The 16,403-nt window shown below is 67.9% G+C and carries 16 protein-coding genes and 1 pseudogene; 8 read left to right on the forward strand and 9 right to left on the reverse strand.

What is annotated here, in order from left to right:
* Nucleotides 1-14: 14 nt before the first annotated feature.
* Genes BLW05_RS23980 through BLW05_RS24000 form a run of 5 tightly spaced genes read left to right on the forward strand, consistent with a single transcriptional unit; the run spans nucleotide 15 to nucleotide 4,507 of the window.
* Nucleotides 15-788 (forward strand): amino acid ABC transporter ATP-binding protein, encoded by a 774-nt coding sequence (locus tag BLW05_RS23980; protein ID WP_093166068.1) that lies wholly within the window; start codon nucleotides 15-17, stop codon nucleotides 786-788.
* Nucleotides 788-1,537: a sugar phosphate isomerase/epimerase family protein gene (locus tag BLW05_RS23985; protein WP_093166069.1), complete on the forward strand. Its 750-nt coding sequence runs from the start codon at nucleotides 788-790 to the stop codon at nucleotides 1,535-1,537. Before BLW05_RS23980 ends, BLW05_RS23985 begins: the two co-directional genes overlap by 1 nt.
* A complete protein-coding gene (locus BLW05_RS23990; RefSeq protein WP_093166070.1) occupies nucleotides 1,534-2,484 on the forward strand; it encodes a sugar kinase in 951 nt (316 codons plus the stop codon). Before BLW05_RS23985 ends, BLW05_RS23990 begins: the two co-directional genes overlap by 4 nt.
* A complete protein-coding gene (locus BLW05_RS23995) occupies nucleotides 2,481-3,467 on the forward strand; it encodes a 2-hydroxyacid dehydrogenase (protein WP_093166071.1) in 987 nt (328 codons plus the stop codon). The genes BLW05_RS23990 and BLW05_RS23995 overlap by 4 nt, the downstream gene beginning before the upstream one ends.
* Before the next feature lie 14 nt (nucleotides 3,468-3,481).
* A complete protein-coding gene (locus tag BLW05_RS24000) occupies nucleotides 3,482-4,507 on the forward strand; it encodes a LacI family DNA-binding transcriptional regulator (RefSeq protein WP_093166072.1) in 1,026 nt (341 codons plus the stop codon).
* A 16-nt stretch (nucleotides 4,508-4,523) separates the two neighbouring features.
* Here BLW05_RS24000 and BLW05_RS24005 read toward each other — a convergent pair whose 3' ends face one another.
* The 3 genes and pseudogenes from BLW05_RS24005 to BLW05_RS24015 all read right to left on the reverse strand — a co-directional run.
* Nucleotides 4,524-5,855, reverse strand: coding sequence for a HipA domain-containing protein (locus BLW05_RS24005; protein ID WP_093166116.1), 1,332 nt, complete (start codon nucleotides 5,853-5,855; stop codon nucleotides 4,524-4,526).
* Complete coding sequence (locus BLW05_RS24010) at nucleotides 5,848-6,147, reverse strand: helix-turn-helix domain-containing protein (protein WP_093166073.1); 300 nt, start codon at nucleotides 6,145-6,147, stop codon at nucleotides 5,848-5,850. Before BLW05_RS24010 ends, BLW05_RS24005 begins: the two co-directional genes overlap by 8 nt.
* 185 nt (nucleotides 6,148-6,332) lie before the next feature.
* Nucleotides 6,333-6,626, reverse strand: a pseudogene (locus tag BLW05_RS24015) (cyclase family protein); the annotation flags it as partial.
* Between the two features lie 121 nt (nucleotides 6,627-6,747).
* Between BLW05_RS24015 and BLW05_RS24020 the strand changes: the two are divergent.
* Both BLW05_RS24020 and BLW05_RS24025 read left to right on the forward strand, forming a co-directional pair.
* Nucleotides 6,748-7,944: a saccharopine dehydrogenase family protein gene (locus tag BLW05_RS24020; protein WP_093166074.1), complete on the forward strand. Its 1,197-nt coding sequence runs from the start codon at nucleotides 6,748-6,750 to the stop codon at nucleotides 7,942-7,944.
* On the forward strand, nucleotides 7,941-9,455 hold the full coding sequence (locus BLW05_RS24025) for an L-piperidine-6-carboxylate dehydrogenase (RefSeq protein WP_093166075.1): 1,515 nt from the start codon (nucleotides 7,941-7,943) through the stop codon (nucleotides 9,453-9,455). Before BLW05_RS24020 ends, BLW05_RS24025 begins: the two co-directional genes overlap by 4 nt.
* 10 nt (nucleotides 9,456-9,465) lie before the next feature.
* Here BLW05_RS24025 and amrS read toward each other — a convergent pair whose 3' ends face one another.
* Both amrS and amrB read right to left on the reverse strand, forming a co-directional pair.
* Entirely contained in the window at nucleotides 9,466-10,533 is a 1,068-nt protein-coding gene (gene amrS, locus BLW05_RS24030) for an AmmeMemoRadiSam system radical SAM enzyme (RefSeq protein ID WP_093166076.1), read from the reverse strand.
* Between the two features lie 11 nt (nucleotides 10,534-10,544).
* Nucleotides 10,545-11,345: an AmmeMemoRadiSam system protein B gene (gene amrB / locus BLW05_RS24035; RefSeq protein ID WP_093166077.1), complete on the reverse strand. Its 801-nt coding sequence runs from the start codon at nucleotides 11,343-11,345 to the stop codon at nucleotides 10,545-10,547.
* An 83-nt stretch (nucleotides 11,346-11,428) separates the two neighbouring features.
* Here amrB and BLW05_RS24040 point away from each other — a divergent pair, with 83 nt between their 5' ends.
* Nucleotides 11,429-11,635, forward strand: a complete 207-nt coding sequence (locus BLW05_RS24040) for a DUF6494 family protein (RefSeq protein WP_093166078.1) — start codon at nucleotides 11,429-11,431, stop codon at nucleotides 11,633-11,635.
* Nucleotides 11,636-11,680: 45 nt separating this feature from the next.
* Here the strand turns inward: BLW05_RS24040 and BLW05_RS24045 are convergent, their stop codons facing one another.
* Genes BLW05_RS24045 through BLW05_RS24060 form a run of 4 tightly spaced genes read right to left on the reverse strand, consistent with a single transcriptional unit; the run spans nucleotide 11,681 to nucleotide 16,299 of the window.
* Nucleotides 11,681-12,220 carry an Lrp/AsnC family transcriptional regulator gene (locus BLW05_RS24045; RefSeq protein ID WP_093166079.1) on the reverse strand — a complete coding sequence of 180 codons (540 nt, stop codon included), beginning with the start codon at nucleotides 12,218-12,220 and terminating at the stop codon, nucleotides 11,681-11,683.
* On the reverse strand, nucleotides 12,141-12,599 hold the full coding sequence (locus BLW05_RS24050; protein WP_093166080.1) for a RidA family protein: 459 nt from the start codon (nucleotides 12,597-12,599) through the stop codon (nucleotides 12,141-12,143). The genes BLW05_RS24045 and BLW05_RS24050 overlap by 80 nt, the downstream gene beginning before the upstream one ends.
* Nucleotides 12,596-13,588, reverse strand: a complete 993-nt coding sequence (locus BLW05_RS24055; protein ID WP_093166081.1) for a transglutaminase family protein — start codon at nucleotides 13,586-13,588, stop codon at nucleotides 12,596-12,598. Before BLW05_RS24055 ends, BLW05_RS24050 begins: the two co-directional genes overlap by 4 nt.
* A 2-nt stretch (nucleotides 13,589-13,590) precedes the next feature.
* A complete protein-coding gene (locus BLW05_RS24060; protein ID WP_093166082.1) occupies nucleotides 13,591-16,299 on the reverse strand; it encodes a circularly permuted type 2 ATP-grasp protein in 2,709 nt (902 codons plus the stop codon).
* Nucleotides 16,300-16,403 lie beyond the last annotated feature (104 nt).

Genomic DNA, 16,403 nt, shown 5'->3' on the forward strand with positions numbered 1-16,403 from the left:
CACAGGGAACATCCATGACCGACGCAGTCACGACCCACGCGGGCACGGACACCATCATCCAGCTCGAGGCGGTGAACAAGTGGTACGGCACCTTCCAGGTGCTGACCGACATCGACCTGTCGGTGCGCACCGGTGAACGCATCGTCATCTGCGGCCCTTCGGGCTCGGGCAAGTCGACGCTGATCCGCTGCATCAACCGGCTGGAGACGGTGCAGAAGGGCCGCATCGTGGTCGACGGCATCGAGCTCACGGCAGGCGGCAAGAACGTCGACGCGGTGCGCGCCGAGGTCGGCATGGTGTTCCAGCAGTTCAACCTGTTCCCGCACCTCACGATCCTGCAGAACTGCACGCTCGCGCCGATGCGCTCGCGCGGCATGTCGAAGGGAGAGGCGGAAGAGGTCGCGATGAAGTACCTCACCCGCGTGCGCATTCCCGAGCAGGCACACAAGTACCCGAGCCAGCTTTCCGGCGGCCAGCAGCAGCGCGTGGCGATCGCGCGTGCGCTGTGCATGTCGCCCAAGATCATGCTGTTCGACGAGCCCACCTCGGCGCTCGATCCGGAAATGGTCAAGGAAGTGCTCGACACCATGATCGGGCTCGCCGAAGACGGCATGACCATGCTGTGCGTGACGCACGAAATGGGCTTCGCGCGCAGTGTGGCGGATCGGGTGATCTTCATGGCCGACGGCAAGATCGTCGAGCAAGGCGCTCCGACGGAGTTCTTCGGCAACCCGAAGCACGAGAAGACGCGCCAGTTTCTCGGCCAGATCCTGAGCTCGCATCACTGATGGCCACGCCGGTTCTGATTTCTCTTTCATCTTTCGGCGCCGCCGAGATCGGCCGCCATGGGCAGCTCTGGTGCGCGCAGCTTGCAAAGGCCGCTGGCGCCGACAGCGTCGAGGTGCGTGGCGAGTTGTTGCGCGATCCCGCCGCCGAGCTGCCGGCGCTGGCCGGCCTCGCAGCGGTCTATTCGAGCCCCGAAGGGCTCTTCGCGCAGGGTGGGCTGTTCGACGAGGCCGCGTTGGGTCGCGGTGTGGCCAGCGCGAAAACGCTTGGCGCGGCACGCCTGAAGATGGCCATCGGCGACTTCGGCCCCTCGTCGCACGGTTCGCTCGCCGGTCTGAAAGCCCGCCTTGCCGAGACCTCGATCGAGCTCGTCATCGAGAACGACCAGACCGTTTCCGCCGGCACGCTGCCCGCATTGCAGGCGTTCTTCGATGCAGCCGACCGCATCGGGCTCGACCTCGGCATGACCTTCGACATGGGCAACTGGCATTGGCTTGGCGAATGTCCGCTGCAAGCCGCGCAGGCGCTGGGCCGGCGCGTGCGCTACGTGCATTGCAAGGGCGTGCAGCGACTTCCCGCGAAATGGGTCGCGGTGCCGCTCGCCGATTCGATCGCGCCGTGGCGCTCGGTGCTGCGCGCTCTGCCGGCCGATGTGCCCCATGCCATCGAGTACCCGCTGATCGGCGACGATCTGCTCGCTGTCACGCGCGACCAGGTCGCGCTCATCCGTTCACTGCGAACCACCCCATGACTTCATCCGCCTTCGACGTCGCGCTGTTCGGCGAGGCCATGCTGCTGCTGGTCGCCGACCAGCCCGGGCCGATCGAGAACGCCACCGTCTTTCACAAGCGCACCGCGGGTGCGGAAACCAACGTCGCCATCGGTCTGGCGCGCCTCGGCCTGAAGGTCGGCTGGGCGAGCCGCCTGGGTACCGACTCGATGGGCCGCGCGCTGCTCGCAGCCATGAAAGGCGAGGGCATCGACTGCTCGCACGTCGTCTGCGATCCGACGCAGCGCACTGGCCTCCAGTTCAAGGGCCGCGTGACGGATGGAAGCGATCCGCCGGTCGAGTCCCACCGCAAGGGATCGGCTGCCAGCTTCATGGGCCCGGCCGATGTGGACGAAGACTGGCTGCGCTCGGCGCGCCACTTGCACGCCACCGGCGTGTTCGCCGCCATCTCCGAGACCACCCTGCCTGCCGCGATCAAGTCGATGGACGTGATGCGCGCGGCCGGCCGCACCATCTCCTTCGACCCCAACCTGCGCCCGACGCTCTGGTCGTCGACCGAGACGATGCGGCACTGGATCAACGATCTCGCTGCGCGCGCGGACTGGGTCCTGCCCGGCATCGAGGAGGGCCTGATCCTCACCGGCCACGACACGCCCGAAGACATCGCACGTTTCTACCGCGAGCGCGGCGCGAAGCTCGTGGTGGTCAAGCTCGGCGCGAAGGGCGCCTACTACGACAGCGATGTCGCGGGCACCGGCACCGTCGAAGGCTTTCCAGTCAAGGAAGTGATCGACACCGTGGGCGCCGGTGACGGCTTCGCAGCCGGCGTCGTCAGTGCCTTGCTCGAAGGCAAGTCAGTGCAAGACGCCGTGCGTCGTGGCGCATGGATCGGCGCACGCGCCGTTCAGGTGCTCGGCGACACCGAGGGCCTGCCGACGCGCGCGCAACTCGAGGAGGCCCGCCTATGACGCGCAAGAACATCCTCGTCTTCCGCGAGTTGCCCGACGTCCAGCTCGTGCGGCTCAAGGCCGAGCATGAAGTCACCGTCGCCAACCCGCGCATCGATGCGCAGCGCGCGGCGTTCGATGCCGCGCTGCCACGCGCGCAAGGGCTGATCGGCTCCAGCTATCCGATCGACGACGCGCTGCTCGCGCGTGCGCCGCAGCTCGAAGTGGTGTCCAGCGTCTCCGTCGGCGTCGACAACTACGCACTCCCCGCGCTGCATGCGCGCGGCATCCTGTTGTGCCACACGCCGGGCGTGCTCGACGAGACCGTCGCCGACACGGTCTTCGCGCTGCTGATGGCGACCAGCCGCCGCGTGGTCGAGCTGTCGAACCTCGTGCGCGAAGGCCGTTGGACGAAGAACATCGACGAAGACCTGTTCGGCTTCGATGTGCACGGCAAAACGCTGGGGCTGATCGGCTTCGGGCGCATCGGGCAGGCGATTGCGCGGCGTGCGTCGCTCGGCTTCGGCATGCCGGTGCTCTATCACACGCGCCGGCCGGTGGATCTCGCCGCGCAGGCGCCCGAGCTGCAGGGGCGCGCGCTGTTCACGGCGCGTGACGAGCTTCTTGCGCGTGCCGATTTCGTGGTCGCGATGCTGCCGCTGTCGGACAGCACGCGCGACATGATCGACGCGAGCGTGTTCGATGCGATGAAGCCCGGCGCCGTCTTCATCAACGGTGGGCGCGGCGCCACGGTCCGCGAAGACGCCTTGCTCGCCGCACTCGACAGCGGGCGCCTGCGCGCCGCCGGACTCGATGTGTTCGCCACGGAACCCCTGCCCAAGGATTCGCCGCTGCGCACGCATCCGCGTGTGACGCCGCTGCCGCACATCGGTTCGGCCACGCACGAGACGCGCCATGCGATGGCCGAGCTCGCGACGACGAACCTGCTGCGCGCGCTCGCAGGCGAGCGTCCGCCGGCGGTCTACGACACGGCTTCGGCTTGAACGCGAGAGCCCCCATGCAACGCCCGGCCCGCGCGACCATCGCCGACGTCGCCAAGGCGGCGGGCGTGTCCAAGGCCACCGTCTCGCGCTTCCTCAATCACCGCGAACGGTTGTTGAGCCCGGACATCGCTGCGCGCGTCGAGGCCGCCATCGCCCAGCTCGACTACACGCCGAGCCCGATGGCGCAGGCCCTGAGCCATGGCCGCTCGCGGCTCATCGGCCTGATCGTGGCCGACATCACCAATCCGTATTCGGTGGCGGTGCTGCGCGGCGCCGAGAAGGCCTGCCAGGACGCCGGCTACCTCGTGATGCTGTTCAACCTCGGCAACGACATCGACCGCGAGCGCGAGGCCATCGATGCGCTCGCCGGCTATCAGGTCGACGGGTTCATCCTGAACACGCTGGGCCGTGGCGTAGGCCTCGCCGATGCCGAGGCGCTGCACGGCAAGCCGGCAGTGCTGGTGGACCGCCGGCACGCGGGCATGCACACCGATTTCGTTTCGCTCGACAACGCCGCGGCCATGAAGGCGGCCTGCGGGCATCTGGTCGAGAGCGGATTTCGCGAGCTGCTCTACATCACCGAACCGCTCAAGGGCGTGAGTTCGCGGCGCGAGCGCGCGACCGCCTTCGGCGGCTGCGTGACGGCGCATGAACCGCGGGTGGCGGGGACGGTATTCGAGTGCACTGGCGATGACAGCGAAGGCCTCGACGCCGCGCTGCGTGCGCTGCACAAGCGGGCCAGGCGCGGGCGCCGTCCGGCGGTGCTCGCCGGCAACGCGATCGTGACGCTGCGCGTGGCGAGCGCGATGGCGCGGCTGGGCCTGCATTTCGGCAGCGATGTCGGCTTCGTCGGCTTCGACGATGCCGAATGGGCGCCGCTGATCGGCCCGGGCCTGAGCGCGATCGCCCAGCCCACCGATGCGATCGGGCGCACTGCCGCGACTTGCCTGATCGAGCGGCTCCAGGGCCTGGAGGGTCCGCCGCGGCAGTTGCTGCTGCCCGGCGAATTGATCATTCGGGGGTCGTCAGGCCTGGCCTGAGCAGCAAACGCTCGCGCTAGAAGTTGTCCGCCTTGAATTTCGCAATGTCGCTTGCCATCGCCAGCAGTGCCTGGGCGCGGGCGGCGACATAGCCGGCCAACTGCGCAACGAACTTGACCTCGTCGCCCTGATAGGCCGGCTCCTTGGCCTGCGCTGGCGCTTCTTCGATCGCCAGACGGCAAAGGCGCGTGAGTTCGCGAGCGAAGTACGGCCGAGGAACGCCGAGGCGCTCGCAGAAATCAGCCAGTGCAAACGCCCTGACTTCCTCCAACGCGAAAACATCGCCGAACGCCATGGCGAGCGAGTGGTCGAACCGGTCGTACTGGACCACGCTGACGAGGTCGTACAGCGCGGTCACTGAAAGACCTGCCCGTGTGACGCGAAACGATATGTTCTTGCCATGCGCGTCACTGTTGCCAAACAGCAGAGTGGTGACGGCCCATATCGCGATTCGCTGCATGCCCAGCGCAGGCTCGACCAGCAGCGAACGAAGCGCACCCAGCTTTTCGAAGCTGGCGCCATCCCTGATGTGCTGAACTTGCGGCCCATCGCCCAGGTTGCGCTCATATTTCGCAGCGACGGAAAGGTCGAGTGCCTGGCAGCCGTCGATGATGTGCAGCCGTTCGATCCGGTCGTCTTTCCGACTCCGATCGAATCGCTCGACGCTGAGCACCGGGGACGGCATACGGAGGATTTCCACCGCGGCGGCCATGTCGGATCCGAAGCGCCGGTGGCTCATCCGGTTGGCAAGCGACATGCAGTAGTGCTCGTTGGCAACCATGCATGGAGTGGCCACGCCGAAAGGCTCCGGTTTGAGGATATGGGTCGAGGAGAGCGACCCATCGACGAGAAAGAGCCTTCCTTCGCGGCGCTCGACCAGCAGCTTGTCCTGGTGACCCGCAATGGACATGCGCACCTTGCCGTCCCAGATGTTGAACGGTCGATTCGCCCGGTCGGCAATGCGCTGCTCGAGCTCTTCGAACGGCAGTGCCCGCCGCATCGTCTCCTGCTCGGCGAAGCCGCCGTTCGGCGGCAGGAAGCTCAACGCACCTGCGGTCTCGTGGCCCAGGTGGCGAATGAGTCCGAAGATGTTGTTCCGCGTCACGCGCGCGTCACGCGATGCCACATCCAGCGCAACGCCCTCGGGCAGCAGATTCTCGAGAAAGCGCCTGATCGCTCGCGACGAGCCGCTCCCGTTCAGTGGCAACTGTGGCGAGAGCGCGTAGCCGACCGGACTGGCGACCCATTCCGGGTCGTAGTTGAGCGAGAAGTCGTCGTGCTCGGGCTCGTACTGGAGCGTCCCCAGCCGGCGCGTATCCGAGAACACCTCCAGGACATAGTCACTCATCGACTGCTCCATCGGGCAACGCTGCGCCAAGGTTCGTGGGGACGTCCTCCTTGGGCACGACGAGCATCCTGAGTCCGAGGCCTCCAAGAACCAGCAGCAGTTTGTCGGCCGTGATCGGCTTGCCGTTTTCCAGACGCGAAAGGACATCGCTCGAAACGCCGCAAAGTGCGGCGGCATCGTCGATGCGGAGCTTCGCTTTGGCGCGTCGATTGCGCACCAGTTTCCCGAGGTCGATGAGATCGGAGACGCTGGGCTCGAGATGCGGGTCGAAAAGGGGAAGGGTTCTCGCCATTGTTCCGTGATCCCGATACTATGGCCGCCGCGATGGCTGCGCATCGATAGTTTCGGAAAAACGGAATATAAGTTCGGGAGAACGTCTGGTCAAATTAATTTCGCGTTACCGAAACTAAGATGCCGGTGTTTCCACCAACGCCAGCACCCGCAACGGGCTTCCCGATCCTTCCTGGATCTTCAACGTCCGAAGCCGTGCACCTTGCGTTCGTGCATCAGCCACTCGACCGCCGCCTGCGTCGGCCCGGGCGTGTGCGCGCCATCGTCGTGCATGTTGACGAACGCGGCCGGATCGCCAAGGCGCTTGGACCAGTCGGTGCGCAGCAGCACCCATGCACCCTTCGGGGATGCGCCCGTGCGTGGTTTCCCAGGCCTGGAGGAATTCGACCGTCAGCAGCCAGTCGGCGTCGTGCGCGACTTCGGCACTGGCGTCGCGACGGCTTTACAAGCGCTGAAATTTCTCGCTGCCGCCGTTTCGACCGGGGCACTCGTCATTTCGTCCGGAAGCCGCGCGTCCTTGACGCTCTGGCGGCTTCCGGCCGGCTGCACTCCCTTCTAGAGTCGTTCGCATCCACAGCGAAATGTTCTTGAGGGGAATCACATGGCAGCGCCCGTCATCCGCAAGGTCCTTGTCCTTGGCGCCGGCAAGGTCGGCAGCACGGTCGCCGACATGGTGGCCGAGTACCACCGCCTTCCCGTCACGCTCGCAGACCGGCAGCACGTGCGGCACGAGCCCGACGACCGGCTGGTGACGCGCGCGATCCTCGACGTGGAAGACGAAGCATCGCTGGCTGCCGTGCTGGCGGGGCACGACGTGGTCATCAATGCGCTGCCGTTCTTCCTCGCGGCGCGGGTCGCGGTGGCGGCCCGTGCGGCGGGCGTCCATTACTTCGATCTGACCGAAGACGTCGCCGCCACCACCGCGATCCGCGCGCTGGCGGTGGATGCGAATTCCGTGCTGATGCCGCAGAGCGGCCTCGCACCCGGCGTGATCGGCATGCTCGGCGCGCATCTCGCGGGCCGCTTCGACGAGCTGTGCGATCTGCACCTGCGCGTGGGTGCACTCTCGCGGCACGCGACCAACGGCCTGCGCTACAACTTCACCTGGAGCATCGACGGGGTCATCAACGAATACTGCCAGCCGTGCATGGCCATTGCGCAGGGACAACGCGTGTCCGTGCCGCCGCTGGAGGGCCATGAGACGCTGGTGCTCGACGGCGACACCTACGAGGCCTTCAACACCTCCGGCGGACTCGGCACGCTGTGCGAGACGCTGGCCGGCCGCGTGCGCAATCTCGACTACAAGACGATCCGCTATCCGGGTCACCGCGACGCGATGAAGCTGCTGCTGCATGACCTGCGCCTGATCGAGCGGCGCGACCTGCTGCGGCAGGTGCTGGAGAACGCGGTGCCGCACAGCCGCGAAGACATGGTGATCGTCTTCGCTTCCGCATCCGGCCTGCGCGGCGGCCGCTTCGAGCAGGAGACGCGACTGGCGCGCATCCACGGCGGCCGCTTGCGCGGCGTGGACCGCACCGCGATCGAGCTCTCGACCGCTGCCGGCGTGGTCGGCGTCTTCGAGCTGCTTCGCACCGGCCGGCTGCCGGCGCGCGGCTTCGTGGGGCAGGAACAAGTGGCGCTCGAGGACTTTCTTTCGACGCGGGTCGGCAACTGCTATGCGGGCCTGGCCGAATCGCCGGCGAGCCGGACGCCGGCGGCACCGCACCGCGGAAGCACCTTCGCTCATACTTGGCCACCCCAGGCGCAACGCCGGACCCGGAAGGAGCCAAGTCCATGAACGACGCGAACGATCTGTCCGCACTTTTCGAGCGCTGCGGCATCGCGGCGTCCCAACGCACCGGCGGCACGCTGGCCGTGCGCTCGGCCATCGACGGCGCGGAAATCGCGCGGCTGCACGAAACGCCGGAGGCATCCATGCCCGAGGTGATCGGGCGCGCCAAGGCCGCGTTCCGGCGCTGGCGCGACGTGCCGGCGCCGGTGCGCGGCGAACTCGTGCGCCTCTGGGGCGAGGAGCTTCGCAAGGGCAAGGCCGACATCGGCCGCGTGATCTCGGTGGAGGTCGGCAAGATTGCGCAGGAGGGCCTCGGCGAAGTGCAGGAAGGCGTCGACATCTGCGAGTTCGCACTCGGGCTCTCGCGGCAGCTCCATGGCAAGACCATCGTTTCGGAGCGGCCCGGCCATCGCATGATGGAGCAGTACCACCCCCTAGGTCCGGTGGCGATCATCACCGCGTTCAACTTTCCGAGCGCGGTGTTCGCATGGAACGCGGCGATCGCGCTCGTGTGCGGGGATCCGGTGATCTTCAAGCCTTCGGAGAAAGCACCGCTCTCGGGCCTCGCGACCTTCCGGGCCCTGGAGCGCGCCATTGCGCGCTTCGGCGACCGCGCGCCGGCGGGCCTCGCCCAGATCGTGATCGGCCGCGCCGCCGAGGCGCGCGCGCTGGTCGACAGCCCCGACATTCCGCTCGTCTCGGCCACCGGGTCGACGCGCATGGGCCGCGAGGTCGGCCCGCGCGTGGCGGCGCGCTTCGGGCGCCGCATCCTCGAGCTCGGCGGCAACAACGCGATGATCGTGACGCCGAATGCGGACCTCGACATGGCGCTCCGGGCGATCCTCTTCAGCGCCGTCGGCACGGCGGGGCAGCGCTGCACGTCGCTGCGTCGGCTCATCGTGCATCGCTCGGTCAAGGATGTGCTGGTTTCAAAGCTGCTGGCCGCCTACGAAAGCCTGCGCATCGGTCATCCGCTGGAAGAAGGCACGCTGGTCGGACCCTTGATCGACGAGGCGGCGTTCAACACGCTGCAGCTCGCCATCGCGGAAGTCGAAGCGCATGGCGGCCGCCTGCTCACCGGCGGCGGGCGCGTGCTGGCGGACCGATTTCCGAAAGGCTTCTACGTGCGTCCGGCCATCGCCGAAATGGCTGTGCAGACGGAGCTCGTGCGCCGCGAAACCTTCGGGCCGCTGCTCTACGTGCTGGCCTACGACGACTTCGACGCGGCGATCGAGATGCACAACGATGTGCCGCAGGGGCTCTCCTCGTGCATCTTCTCGAACGACATGCGCGAGGTCGAGCGCTTCATCTCCGCTTCGGGCTCCGACTGCGGCATGGCCAACGTGAACATCGGTCCGAGCGGCGCCGAGATCGGCGGTGCGTTCGGTGGCGAGAAGGAGACCGGCGGCGATCGCGAAAGCGGCTCCGATGCGTGGAAGCAGTACATGCGCCGGACCACCAACACCATCAACTACTCGACCGAACTGCCGCTGGCGCAGGGCATCACGTTCGGCTGATGCGCGGTCGCTATGCCGCGAGACGCACCGGGATCCGCCGCCGCCCGAAGCCGCTCTTGAACGCGCCGAAGCGGCCCGCGACCGGCGTGCCGCAATGCGGGCAGGCGCCGCGCTCGTCGAGCCGGTAGTCCAGCACCAGATACCAGTCGCGCCGCACCAGCGGCGCGCCGCATGACGCACAGAAGGTGGTGCCGCCTTCGACATCGTGCACGTTGCCGGTGTAGACGTGATGCAGCCCGTTGGCGAGCGCGATCGCGCGGGCGCGCGTCAGCGTCGCGGGTGGTGTTGGTTCCACGTCGAGCATCCTGTAGTCCGGATGAAAGGCGGTGAAGTGCAGCGGCACGTCGGGGCCGAGGTGGTCGGCGATCCAGCGCGTCATGGCTTCGATCTCGGCGCTGTCGTCGTTGTGTCCGGGAATCAGCAGCGTCGTGATCTCGAACCAGCAGCGGGTTTCGTGCTTCAGGTACTGCAGCGTATCGAGCACCGGCGCCAGATGCGCGCCGGTCTGCTGGAAGTAGAAGCGCTCGGTGAAGCCCTTGAGGTCGACGTTCGCCGCATCCATCCGCTCGTAGAACGCGCGGCGCGGGTCCGCATGCATGTAGCCGGCGGTCACGGCCACGCTGTGCAGGCCCAGCGCGTGGCAGGCGTCGGCGGTGTCCATCGCGTACTCGGCGAAGATCACCGGGTCGTTGTAGGTGAAGGCCACGCCGTCGGCGCCGCTTTCTCTTGCCGCCCGGGCGATGCGTTCGGGCGATGCAGTGTCCATCAACCGGTCGAGTTCGCGGCTCTTCGAGATGTCCCAGTTCTGGCAGAACTTGCACGCCAGATTGCAGCCCGCGGTGCCGAAGCTCAGCACGCTGCTTCCGGGCAGGAAATGGTTGAGCGGCTTCTTCTCGATCGGGTCGATGCAGAAGCCCGAGCTGCGTCCGTAGGTGGTGAGCACCATCGCATCGCCGACGCGCTGTCGCACGAAGCACATGCCGCGCTGTCCCTCGTGCAGGCGACAGTCGCGCGGGCAGAGGTCGCATTGAATGCGTCCGTCGTCCAGGTGATGCCACCAGCGGGCGGGGCGGTCCATCGGCACCCCGTTCACGCCTCGAAGGCGATTGCGCCGTAGCCGACGACGCGATCGTGATCGCCCGCCGTGTCGCCGGAGTTGCGCAGATCGAGCAGGCGCGGATGGAGGCCATGGCGACGCGCGGCCAACAGCGCGCCGTTGATGGCTTCCGAGCCGCAGGCTTCGTGCGGTGTGAGCCCGGCATCGAAGCGCAGGATGCGCTGCACGGTCGCCTTGTCGGCAAGCCTGGCCTTGGCGTAGGGCAGGTAGTGCGACAGATCCGAGCTGACGACGATCAGCGTTTCGTCACCACCCCAGAGCCGCTCGAGCACCTGCGCGACCGCAGCGCCGTCGGTATCGCCGACCACCAGCGGCACCAGCGTGAAGTCGCCGAGCGTCGCCTGCAGGAAGGGCAGGTGCACTTCCAGCGAGTGCTCCTGCGCATGCGCGCGGTCGCTGCGGATCACCTGCGGCAGATCGGCGATGCGCTCGAGCATCTCGCGATCGATGGAAATCCGGCCGAGTGGCGTCTGGAAGGCGTCGGCCTGCGGTGCGGCAAGGCCATTCACCCACACGCGATGCGCCGGCCCCAGCAGCACCACGCGGCGGATGGGCGTTGCGTCCGGACGCCGGAGCAGGGCGTACGCGCTGGCGGCGATGGGCCCGGAATAGACATAGCCCGCGTGCGGCGCGACCAGCAGCTTGGGCCGCGGATGCGCTTCCACGGCATCGCCGGCGCCGTCACGCAGAAAGGCCTCGACCTGTTCCCGCAACTCGCGTTGCGCAGCTGGATAGAACAGGCCCTGGACGGCGGCGTGGCGCACAGCGGGCATGGGAATGGCTCCAGCCGTTGAATTTGAACCCTTCGGATTCGAAAATCAAATCTTGTCCGCCATGTCCTCACCAGGAGCGTGCCATGAACGAAGAGAGCTTCAACATCAGCATCCGCAAGTTCCTCAAGATGGTCGGCGTGAGCTCGCAGCGCGAGATCGAACAGGCTGTCAGCAAGGCACTGGAATCAGGATTGATTGCAGGCGATGCGGCGCTGCCCGCGAAGATGACGCTCGAGATCCCCGGTGTGCAGCTTAAGGTCGGGTTCGATGGCGAAATCCACCTGGAGTGACTTTCCCGGCGGGTCAGGTCCGCCGGTTCCGGCGGTTCGGCGAGGTCAGGCCGCAGGCGGCGGCGGAACCGCACTTCGCCGATCCAGCTTGCGGCTGAGCACCACCGAGGTGTGCGTGTGCTGGATGCCCTCGATGAGCCCGATGCGGTCGAGCAGCGCGTCGAGCTGCTCGTTGGTCTCGCACCGCAGCAGCACCATGTAGTCGAACTGCCCGCTGACGGCCGAGATTTCCTCGACCTCGGGCAACCGTTCCAGTGCGCGCATGACCGCGGTGCCGGTCTTGGGTGCAACGCTGAGCCCGCAATAGGCGCGCACCGCGGCTTCCTCGAGCCGCTTGCCGAGACGCACGCCATAGCCGGCGATCACGCCCTCGCGCTCGAGGCGCGCGATGCGCGCGACGATGGTGGTGCGCGCCACGCCGAGCTTGCGCGCGAGCAGCGCAGCGGACTCGCGCGCGTTGGCTTGCAGCAGGCTCAGCAGGTGGCGGTCGGTGTCGTCCAACGCGCTATTCGATTTCGGCGATGAGTTCGATCTCGACGCAGGCGCCGAACGGAACCTGCGCGACGCCGAAGGCGCTGCGCGCATGCGCGCCTTTCTCGCTGCCGAACACTTCGGCGAAGAATTCGCTCGCGCCGTTGGTCACGAGGTGCTGCTCGGTGAAGCTGCCGGTCGAGTTGACCAGGCTCATCACCTTCACGATGCGCTTGACCTTGTCGAGATTGCCGACCGCCGCGTTCAGCGTGCCGAGCAGGTCGATCGCGATCGCGCGTGCGGCCTGCTTGCCTTCCTCGGTGGTCATGTTGGCGCCGAGCTGGCCGACCCACGGCTTGCCGTCCTTCTTGGCGATGTGGCCGGAGAGAAATACCAGCTTGCCAGTCTGCACGAAGGGCACGTAGGCGGCGGCGGGAACGGCGACGGGCGGCAGCGTGATGCCGAGGCTCTTGAGTTTGTCCTGGATGCTCATGGAATGTCCTTGTTGTCGGGTGGCAGGGAACCGGATGGCGGATTGTCCGCCACCGGGCCCGCTTCGGCGCGGGCGGCGCTCGCGGCTTCGTCGCGCCGCTCCTCGATGGGCTGCACCGTCACGCCGACGTTCAGCGTGTGGCGCGCGCCGCCATGCAGCACGCCGCGCATCGGCGAGACGTCGGAATAGTCGCGTCCGATCGCGAGCGTCACGTAATCTTCGCCGGGCTGGCGGCCGTTGGTCGGATCGAAGTCGACCCAGTCGCCCGGTCCGTCCGCACCCGGCAGGTAGACCGAGACCCACGCATGCGACGCATCCGCACCGACCAGGCGCGGCTGGCCGGGCGGTGGCTGGGTGAGCAGGTAGCCGCTGACGTAGCGCGCCGGCAGGCCCATGGTGCGCATGCACGCGATCATGATGTGCGCGAAGTCCTGGCACACGCCGCGCCGCTGCGCGAGCGCCTCGACCGCCGGCGTGCTGATCTCGGTGCTCTCGGCGTCGTAGTCGAAGTCCTTGAACATCCGCAGCGCGAGGTCCATCGCGACATCGAAGGTCGGGCGGCCGGCGGCGAAGCTCGGCCGCGCATAGGCCGCGAAATCGTCATGGCGCGGCACGTAGCGCGACGGAAAGAGAAACTCGGCCGCGGGATCGTAGTGCGAATCCTTGATGTACCGGAAGCGCTCGCGCACCTCCTCCCACGGCAATTCGCGCGCGACCGAGGCGGGCAGCTGCGGCACCGAGGTTTCGACCACGCTTTCGGCGGTGACGACGAGTTCCTCGTGTGTCGAGTCGAGCGCGAAGAAGGTTCGCGCATTGCCGTACACGTCCGGCGATTCGTTGCTTTGCACCGGCTGCGGGGTGATCCTGAGCGCATGGCTCACCAGCCGCTGCGACGGCGTGTTCATCGGCTTCAGGTGCGCGAGATGCTGCGCGGTGTCGACTGGCGGCGTGTAGTCGTAGCGGGTGAAGTGCGTGACGTGAAGCAGCATGGTCAGGCTCCGACAGAACGCAGCGATTCGGATGTGAGCGTGAAGTAGCGCGTGCCGATCGCGTCCGAGACATGGTAGGCCGCGGTTTCGCACGCGGTGCACAGGTCGAGCAGCGCGCCGTATCGCGCCCCGGCGCCGGCTTCGCAGAGGTGCTCCAGCGTCCAGATGTCGGGGTCGGGCAGTTCGTACGACAGCGCGGAGAGCTTGCCCGGCGCGCTGCCCGCGAGCCTGGCGATGCGCTTTCGCAGGGTGTGCGTGACCCAGGCGAGCGAGCGCGGGTTGTCGCCGTCGAGCACCAGCAGGTCGACCAGCGTCGCGACATCGCGCCGCTGCTGGTAACGCGCATGGAAGGTGATGGTGCTGTCGAACAGCGCCACCATCGCCTCGAAGCCGGATACCTCGTGCACCGCGCCGGTTTCGAAGCCCGCCGCGAGTGCGCTGCAAAGAAAGGCCAGCCGCTCGATGTGCCGCCCGATGGACAGCAGGCGCCACGCATCGTCGCGCGTCATCCGGTCGGTCTGCGCGCCGGTCATCGCGGCCAGTGCGGTGCTTGCCGATTCGAGCAGGCGCAGTGCGGCGCCTGATTCATAGCCCGCTTCGCCTTTCTCTCCGGCCTGTTCGGCGCTGCGGCGCAGGAAGTCGGCTTCGGCACGCACGATCTGGTTCCAGTGGTCCTGGGACAGTCGCTCGCGCACCGCGGCGGCCGCGCGCCGCACGCAGCTCAGGCTGAAGCCGACGCTGCCGCCGTGCTCGACGTCGCCCAGTTCCGCGATCAGGACGCGCTCGAACACACGGCGGGACTTCGGCAGGCTCGGCACCTCGCGCGGCACGAGCGCGTTGCGCTCCGCGAGCTGATGCAGCCAATTCAGAAGTGCACGCGACGAGGCTTCCTCGCCGCCGAGCAGGTCGAGCGTGACGCGCGCGAGGCGCACCGCGTTCTCGGCCCGCTCGGTGTAGCGCCCGAGCCAGTACATGTTCTCGGCGGCCCGGCTGGTGACCGGTGCCCGGTGCCGCGCAAGCGACGCCGGCGTGGCATGCGAAGGGAGCAGCGTGGTCATGTCGACCTCGCCGAGCGTCTGCACCCAGACATCGGCGCTGCTGCCGCCGCGCTGCATCGAGGCGATCTGGGCATCGGGGCCGGCCAGCCGCGCCAGGCCGCCTGGCAGCACGCGCCACGACTGCGGGCCGTCGCTGATCGCGAAGGCGCGCAGCACCACGGCGCGCGGCGCGATATGGCCGCGGTCGAAGTTCTGCGTCCAGGTCGGCATCTGCGACAGCGGGAGATAGCTTTGCACCGTGTGCTCGTCGCCCCGGCGCATGATGCGGCCCGCCCATTCGTCGAGTGCGCGCTGGCCCATGCGGGTGCCGAGCACCGAGTCGAAGCTGGTGTGCGAATCGTCGCCGGGGTAGGTGGCCTTGATCGCGCAGTCGGAGAGCAGCGGCAGCACCGCTTCCATCGCGGCGCGCTCGCCGCACCACCAGGTCGGCAGCGCCGGCAGCTGCAGCTTCTCGCCCAGCAGCCGACGCGAGAGCGCGGGCAGGAAGCCGAGCAGCGCCGGCGATTCGAGAAACGCCGAGCCCGGCATGTTGGCCACCAGCACGTTGCCGGCGCGGATCGCCTGCAGCAGCCCGGGCACGCCTAGCGTGGAATCTGGCCGCAGCTCCAGCGGGTCGAGGAACTGGTCGTCCAGCCGCTTGATGAGGCCGTGCACCGGCCGCAGGCCCTGCAGCGTCTTCAGGTAGAGCCGCTGGTCGCGCACCGTGAGGTCGCTGCCCTCGACCAGCGTGATGCCGAGGTAGCGCGAAAGGTAGGCGTGCTCGAAGTAGGTCTCGTTGTACGGGCCCGGCGTCAGCAGCGCGATGTGCGGCGGCTGGCCGGCGGGGCACATGCGCTGCAGGCCTTCCATCATCGCGTTGTAGGTCGCGGCGAGGCGCTGCACGTTCAGGTTCTCGAAGGCCTGCGGAAACTGGCGCGCGATCGCGAGGCGGTTTTCCAGCAGGTAGCCGAGACCCGAGGGCGCCTGCGTGCGCTGCGAGACCACCCACCAGTTGCCGTCCGGCCCGCGTGCGAGGTCGAAGGCTGCGATGTGCAGCCAGGTGTCGCCAGGCGGCTTCACGCCGTGCATCGCGCGCAGGTAGCCCGGATTGCCCTGCACCAATGCCGGCGGCAGCAGACCTTCGCAGAGCAGTTGCTGCGGCCCGTAGACATCGGCCATCACGCGGTCGAGCAGGCGAGCGCGCTGCTGGACGCCGGCTTCGATGTGCGCCCAACTCTCGGGCGAGACGATCAGCGGAAAGAGATCGAGCGACCACGGCCGCTGCGGTCCGTGGGCGGCATCGGCATAGACGTTGTAGGTGACGCCGTTGTCGCGGATCTGCCGCTCCAGGCTGACCGCGCGGCGCGGCAGGTCGTCGAAGCCGCCGGGGCCGAGGTTCTCGAAGAAGCCGGCCCAGGCGGGCGCGACCGGCGCATGCTCGCCCGGTGCGAGGTCGGTCTCGTCGGCGGCCGGTGCTGCGGGTGGCACCGATGCCGCGTCATACAGCGGCGCGGGCTGCGAAGGCGTGCCGAGGCGAGGGGTGGTCTGCGGCGTGGCGATGCCGCGCAGCTCGTCGAAATGCCCCGGTGCAGCCGGCGGCGCGAGGGCGGATGCCAGCTCGGCCGGCGCTTCCAACGCCTGGGCATCGAAGAGGGAAGTGTTCTGTGGATCCACGGTAGATTATGAGTTCACCCCCAGCCTCGCCCACTTCGTGCGGCTCTGCACCCCCTCTCCGGGGGCAACCCCGGCGGCCCGGCAAAGCCGGTTCCGCGGGGTTA

The organism is Variovorax sp. YR216, assembly GCF_900107745.1.
In the GTDB taxonomy this organism is placed as follows: domain Bacteria; phylum Pseudomonadota; class Gammaproteobacteria; order Burkholderiales; family Burkholderiaceae_C; genus Variovorax.

Excerpts from the sequence above, each read along its gene's own strand:
- BLW05_RS23980 (WP_093166068.1), top strand. The coding sequence starts at position 15 with ATGACCGACGCAGTCACGACCCACGCGGGCACGGACACCATCATCCAG.
- BLW05_RS23985 (WP_093166069.1), top strand. The coding sequence starts at position 788 with ATGGCCACGCCGGTTCTGATTTCTCTTTCATCTTTCGGCGCCGCCGAG.
- BLW05_RS23990 (WP_093166070.1), top strand. The coding sequence starts at position 1,534 with ATGACTTCATCCGCCTTCGACGTCGCGCTGTTCGGCGAGGCCATGCTG.
- BLW05_RS23995 (WP_093166071.1), top strand. The coding sequence starts at position 2,481 with ATGACGCGCAAGAACATCCTCGTCTTCCGCGAGTTGCCCGACGTCCAG.
- BLW05_RS24000 (WP_093166072.1), top strand. The coding sequence starts at position 3,482 with ATGCAACGCCCGGCCCGCGCGACCATCGCCGACGTCGCCAAGGCGGCG.
- BLW05_RS24005 (WP_093166116.1), bottom strand. The coding sequence starts at position 5,855 with ATGAGTGACTATGTCCTGGAGGTGTTCTCGGATACGCGCCGGCTGGGG.
- BLW05_RS24010 (WP_093166073.1), bottom strand. The coding sequence starts at position 6,147 with ATGGCGAGAACCCTTCCCCTTTTCGACCCGCATCTCGAGCCCAGCGTC.
- BLW05_RS24020 (WP_093166074.1), top strand. The coding sequence starts at position 6,748 with ATGGCAGCGCCCGTCATCCGCAAGGTCCTTGTCCTTGGCGCCGGCAAG.
- BLW05_RS24025 (WP_093166075.1), top strand. The coding sequence starts at position 7,941 with ATGAACGACGCGAACGATCTGTCCGCACTTTTCGAGCGCTGCGGCATC.
- amrS (WP_093166076.1), bottom strand. The coding sequence starts at position 10,533 with ATGGACCGCCCCGCCCGCTGGTGGCATCACCTGGACGACGGACGCATT.
- amrB (WP_093166077.1), bottom strand. The coding sequence starts at position 11,345 with ATGCCCGCTGTGCGCCACGCCGCCGTCCAGGGCCTGTTCTATCCAGCT.
- BLW05_RS24040 (WP_093166078.1), top strand. The coding sequence starts at position 11,429 with ATGAACGAAGAGAGCTTCAACATCAGCATCCGCAAGTTCCTCAAGATG.
- BLW05_RS24045 (WP_093166079.1), bottom strand. The coding sequence starts at position 12,220 with ATGCGCGCAGCGCCTTCGGCGTCGCGCAGGTTCCGTTCGGCGCCTGCG.
- BLW05_RS24050 (WP_093166080.1), bottom strand. The coding sequence starts at position 12,599 with ATGAGCATCCAGGACAAACTCAAGAGCCTCGGCATCACGCTGCCGCCC.
- BLW05_RS24055 (WP_093166081.1), bottom strand. The coding sequence starts at position 13,588 with ATGCTGCTTCACGTCACGCACTTCACCCGCTACGACTACACGCCGCCA.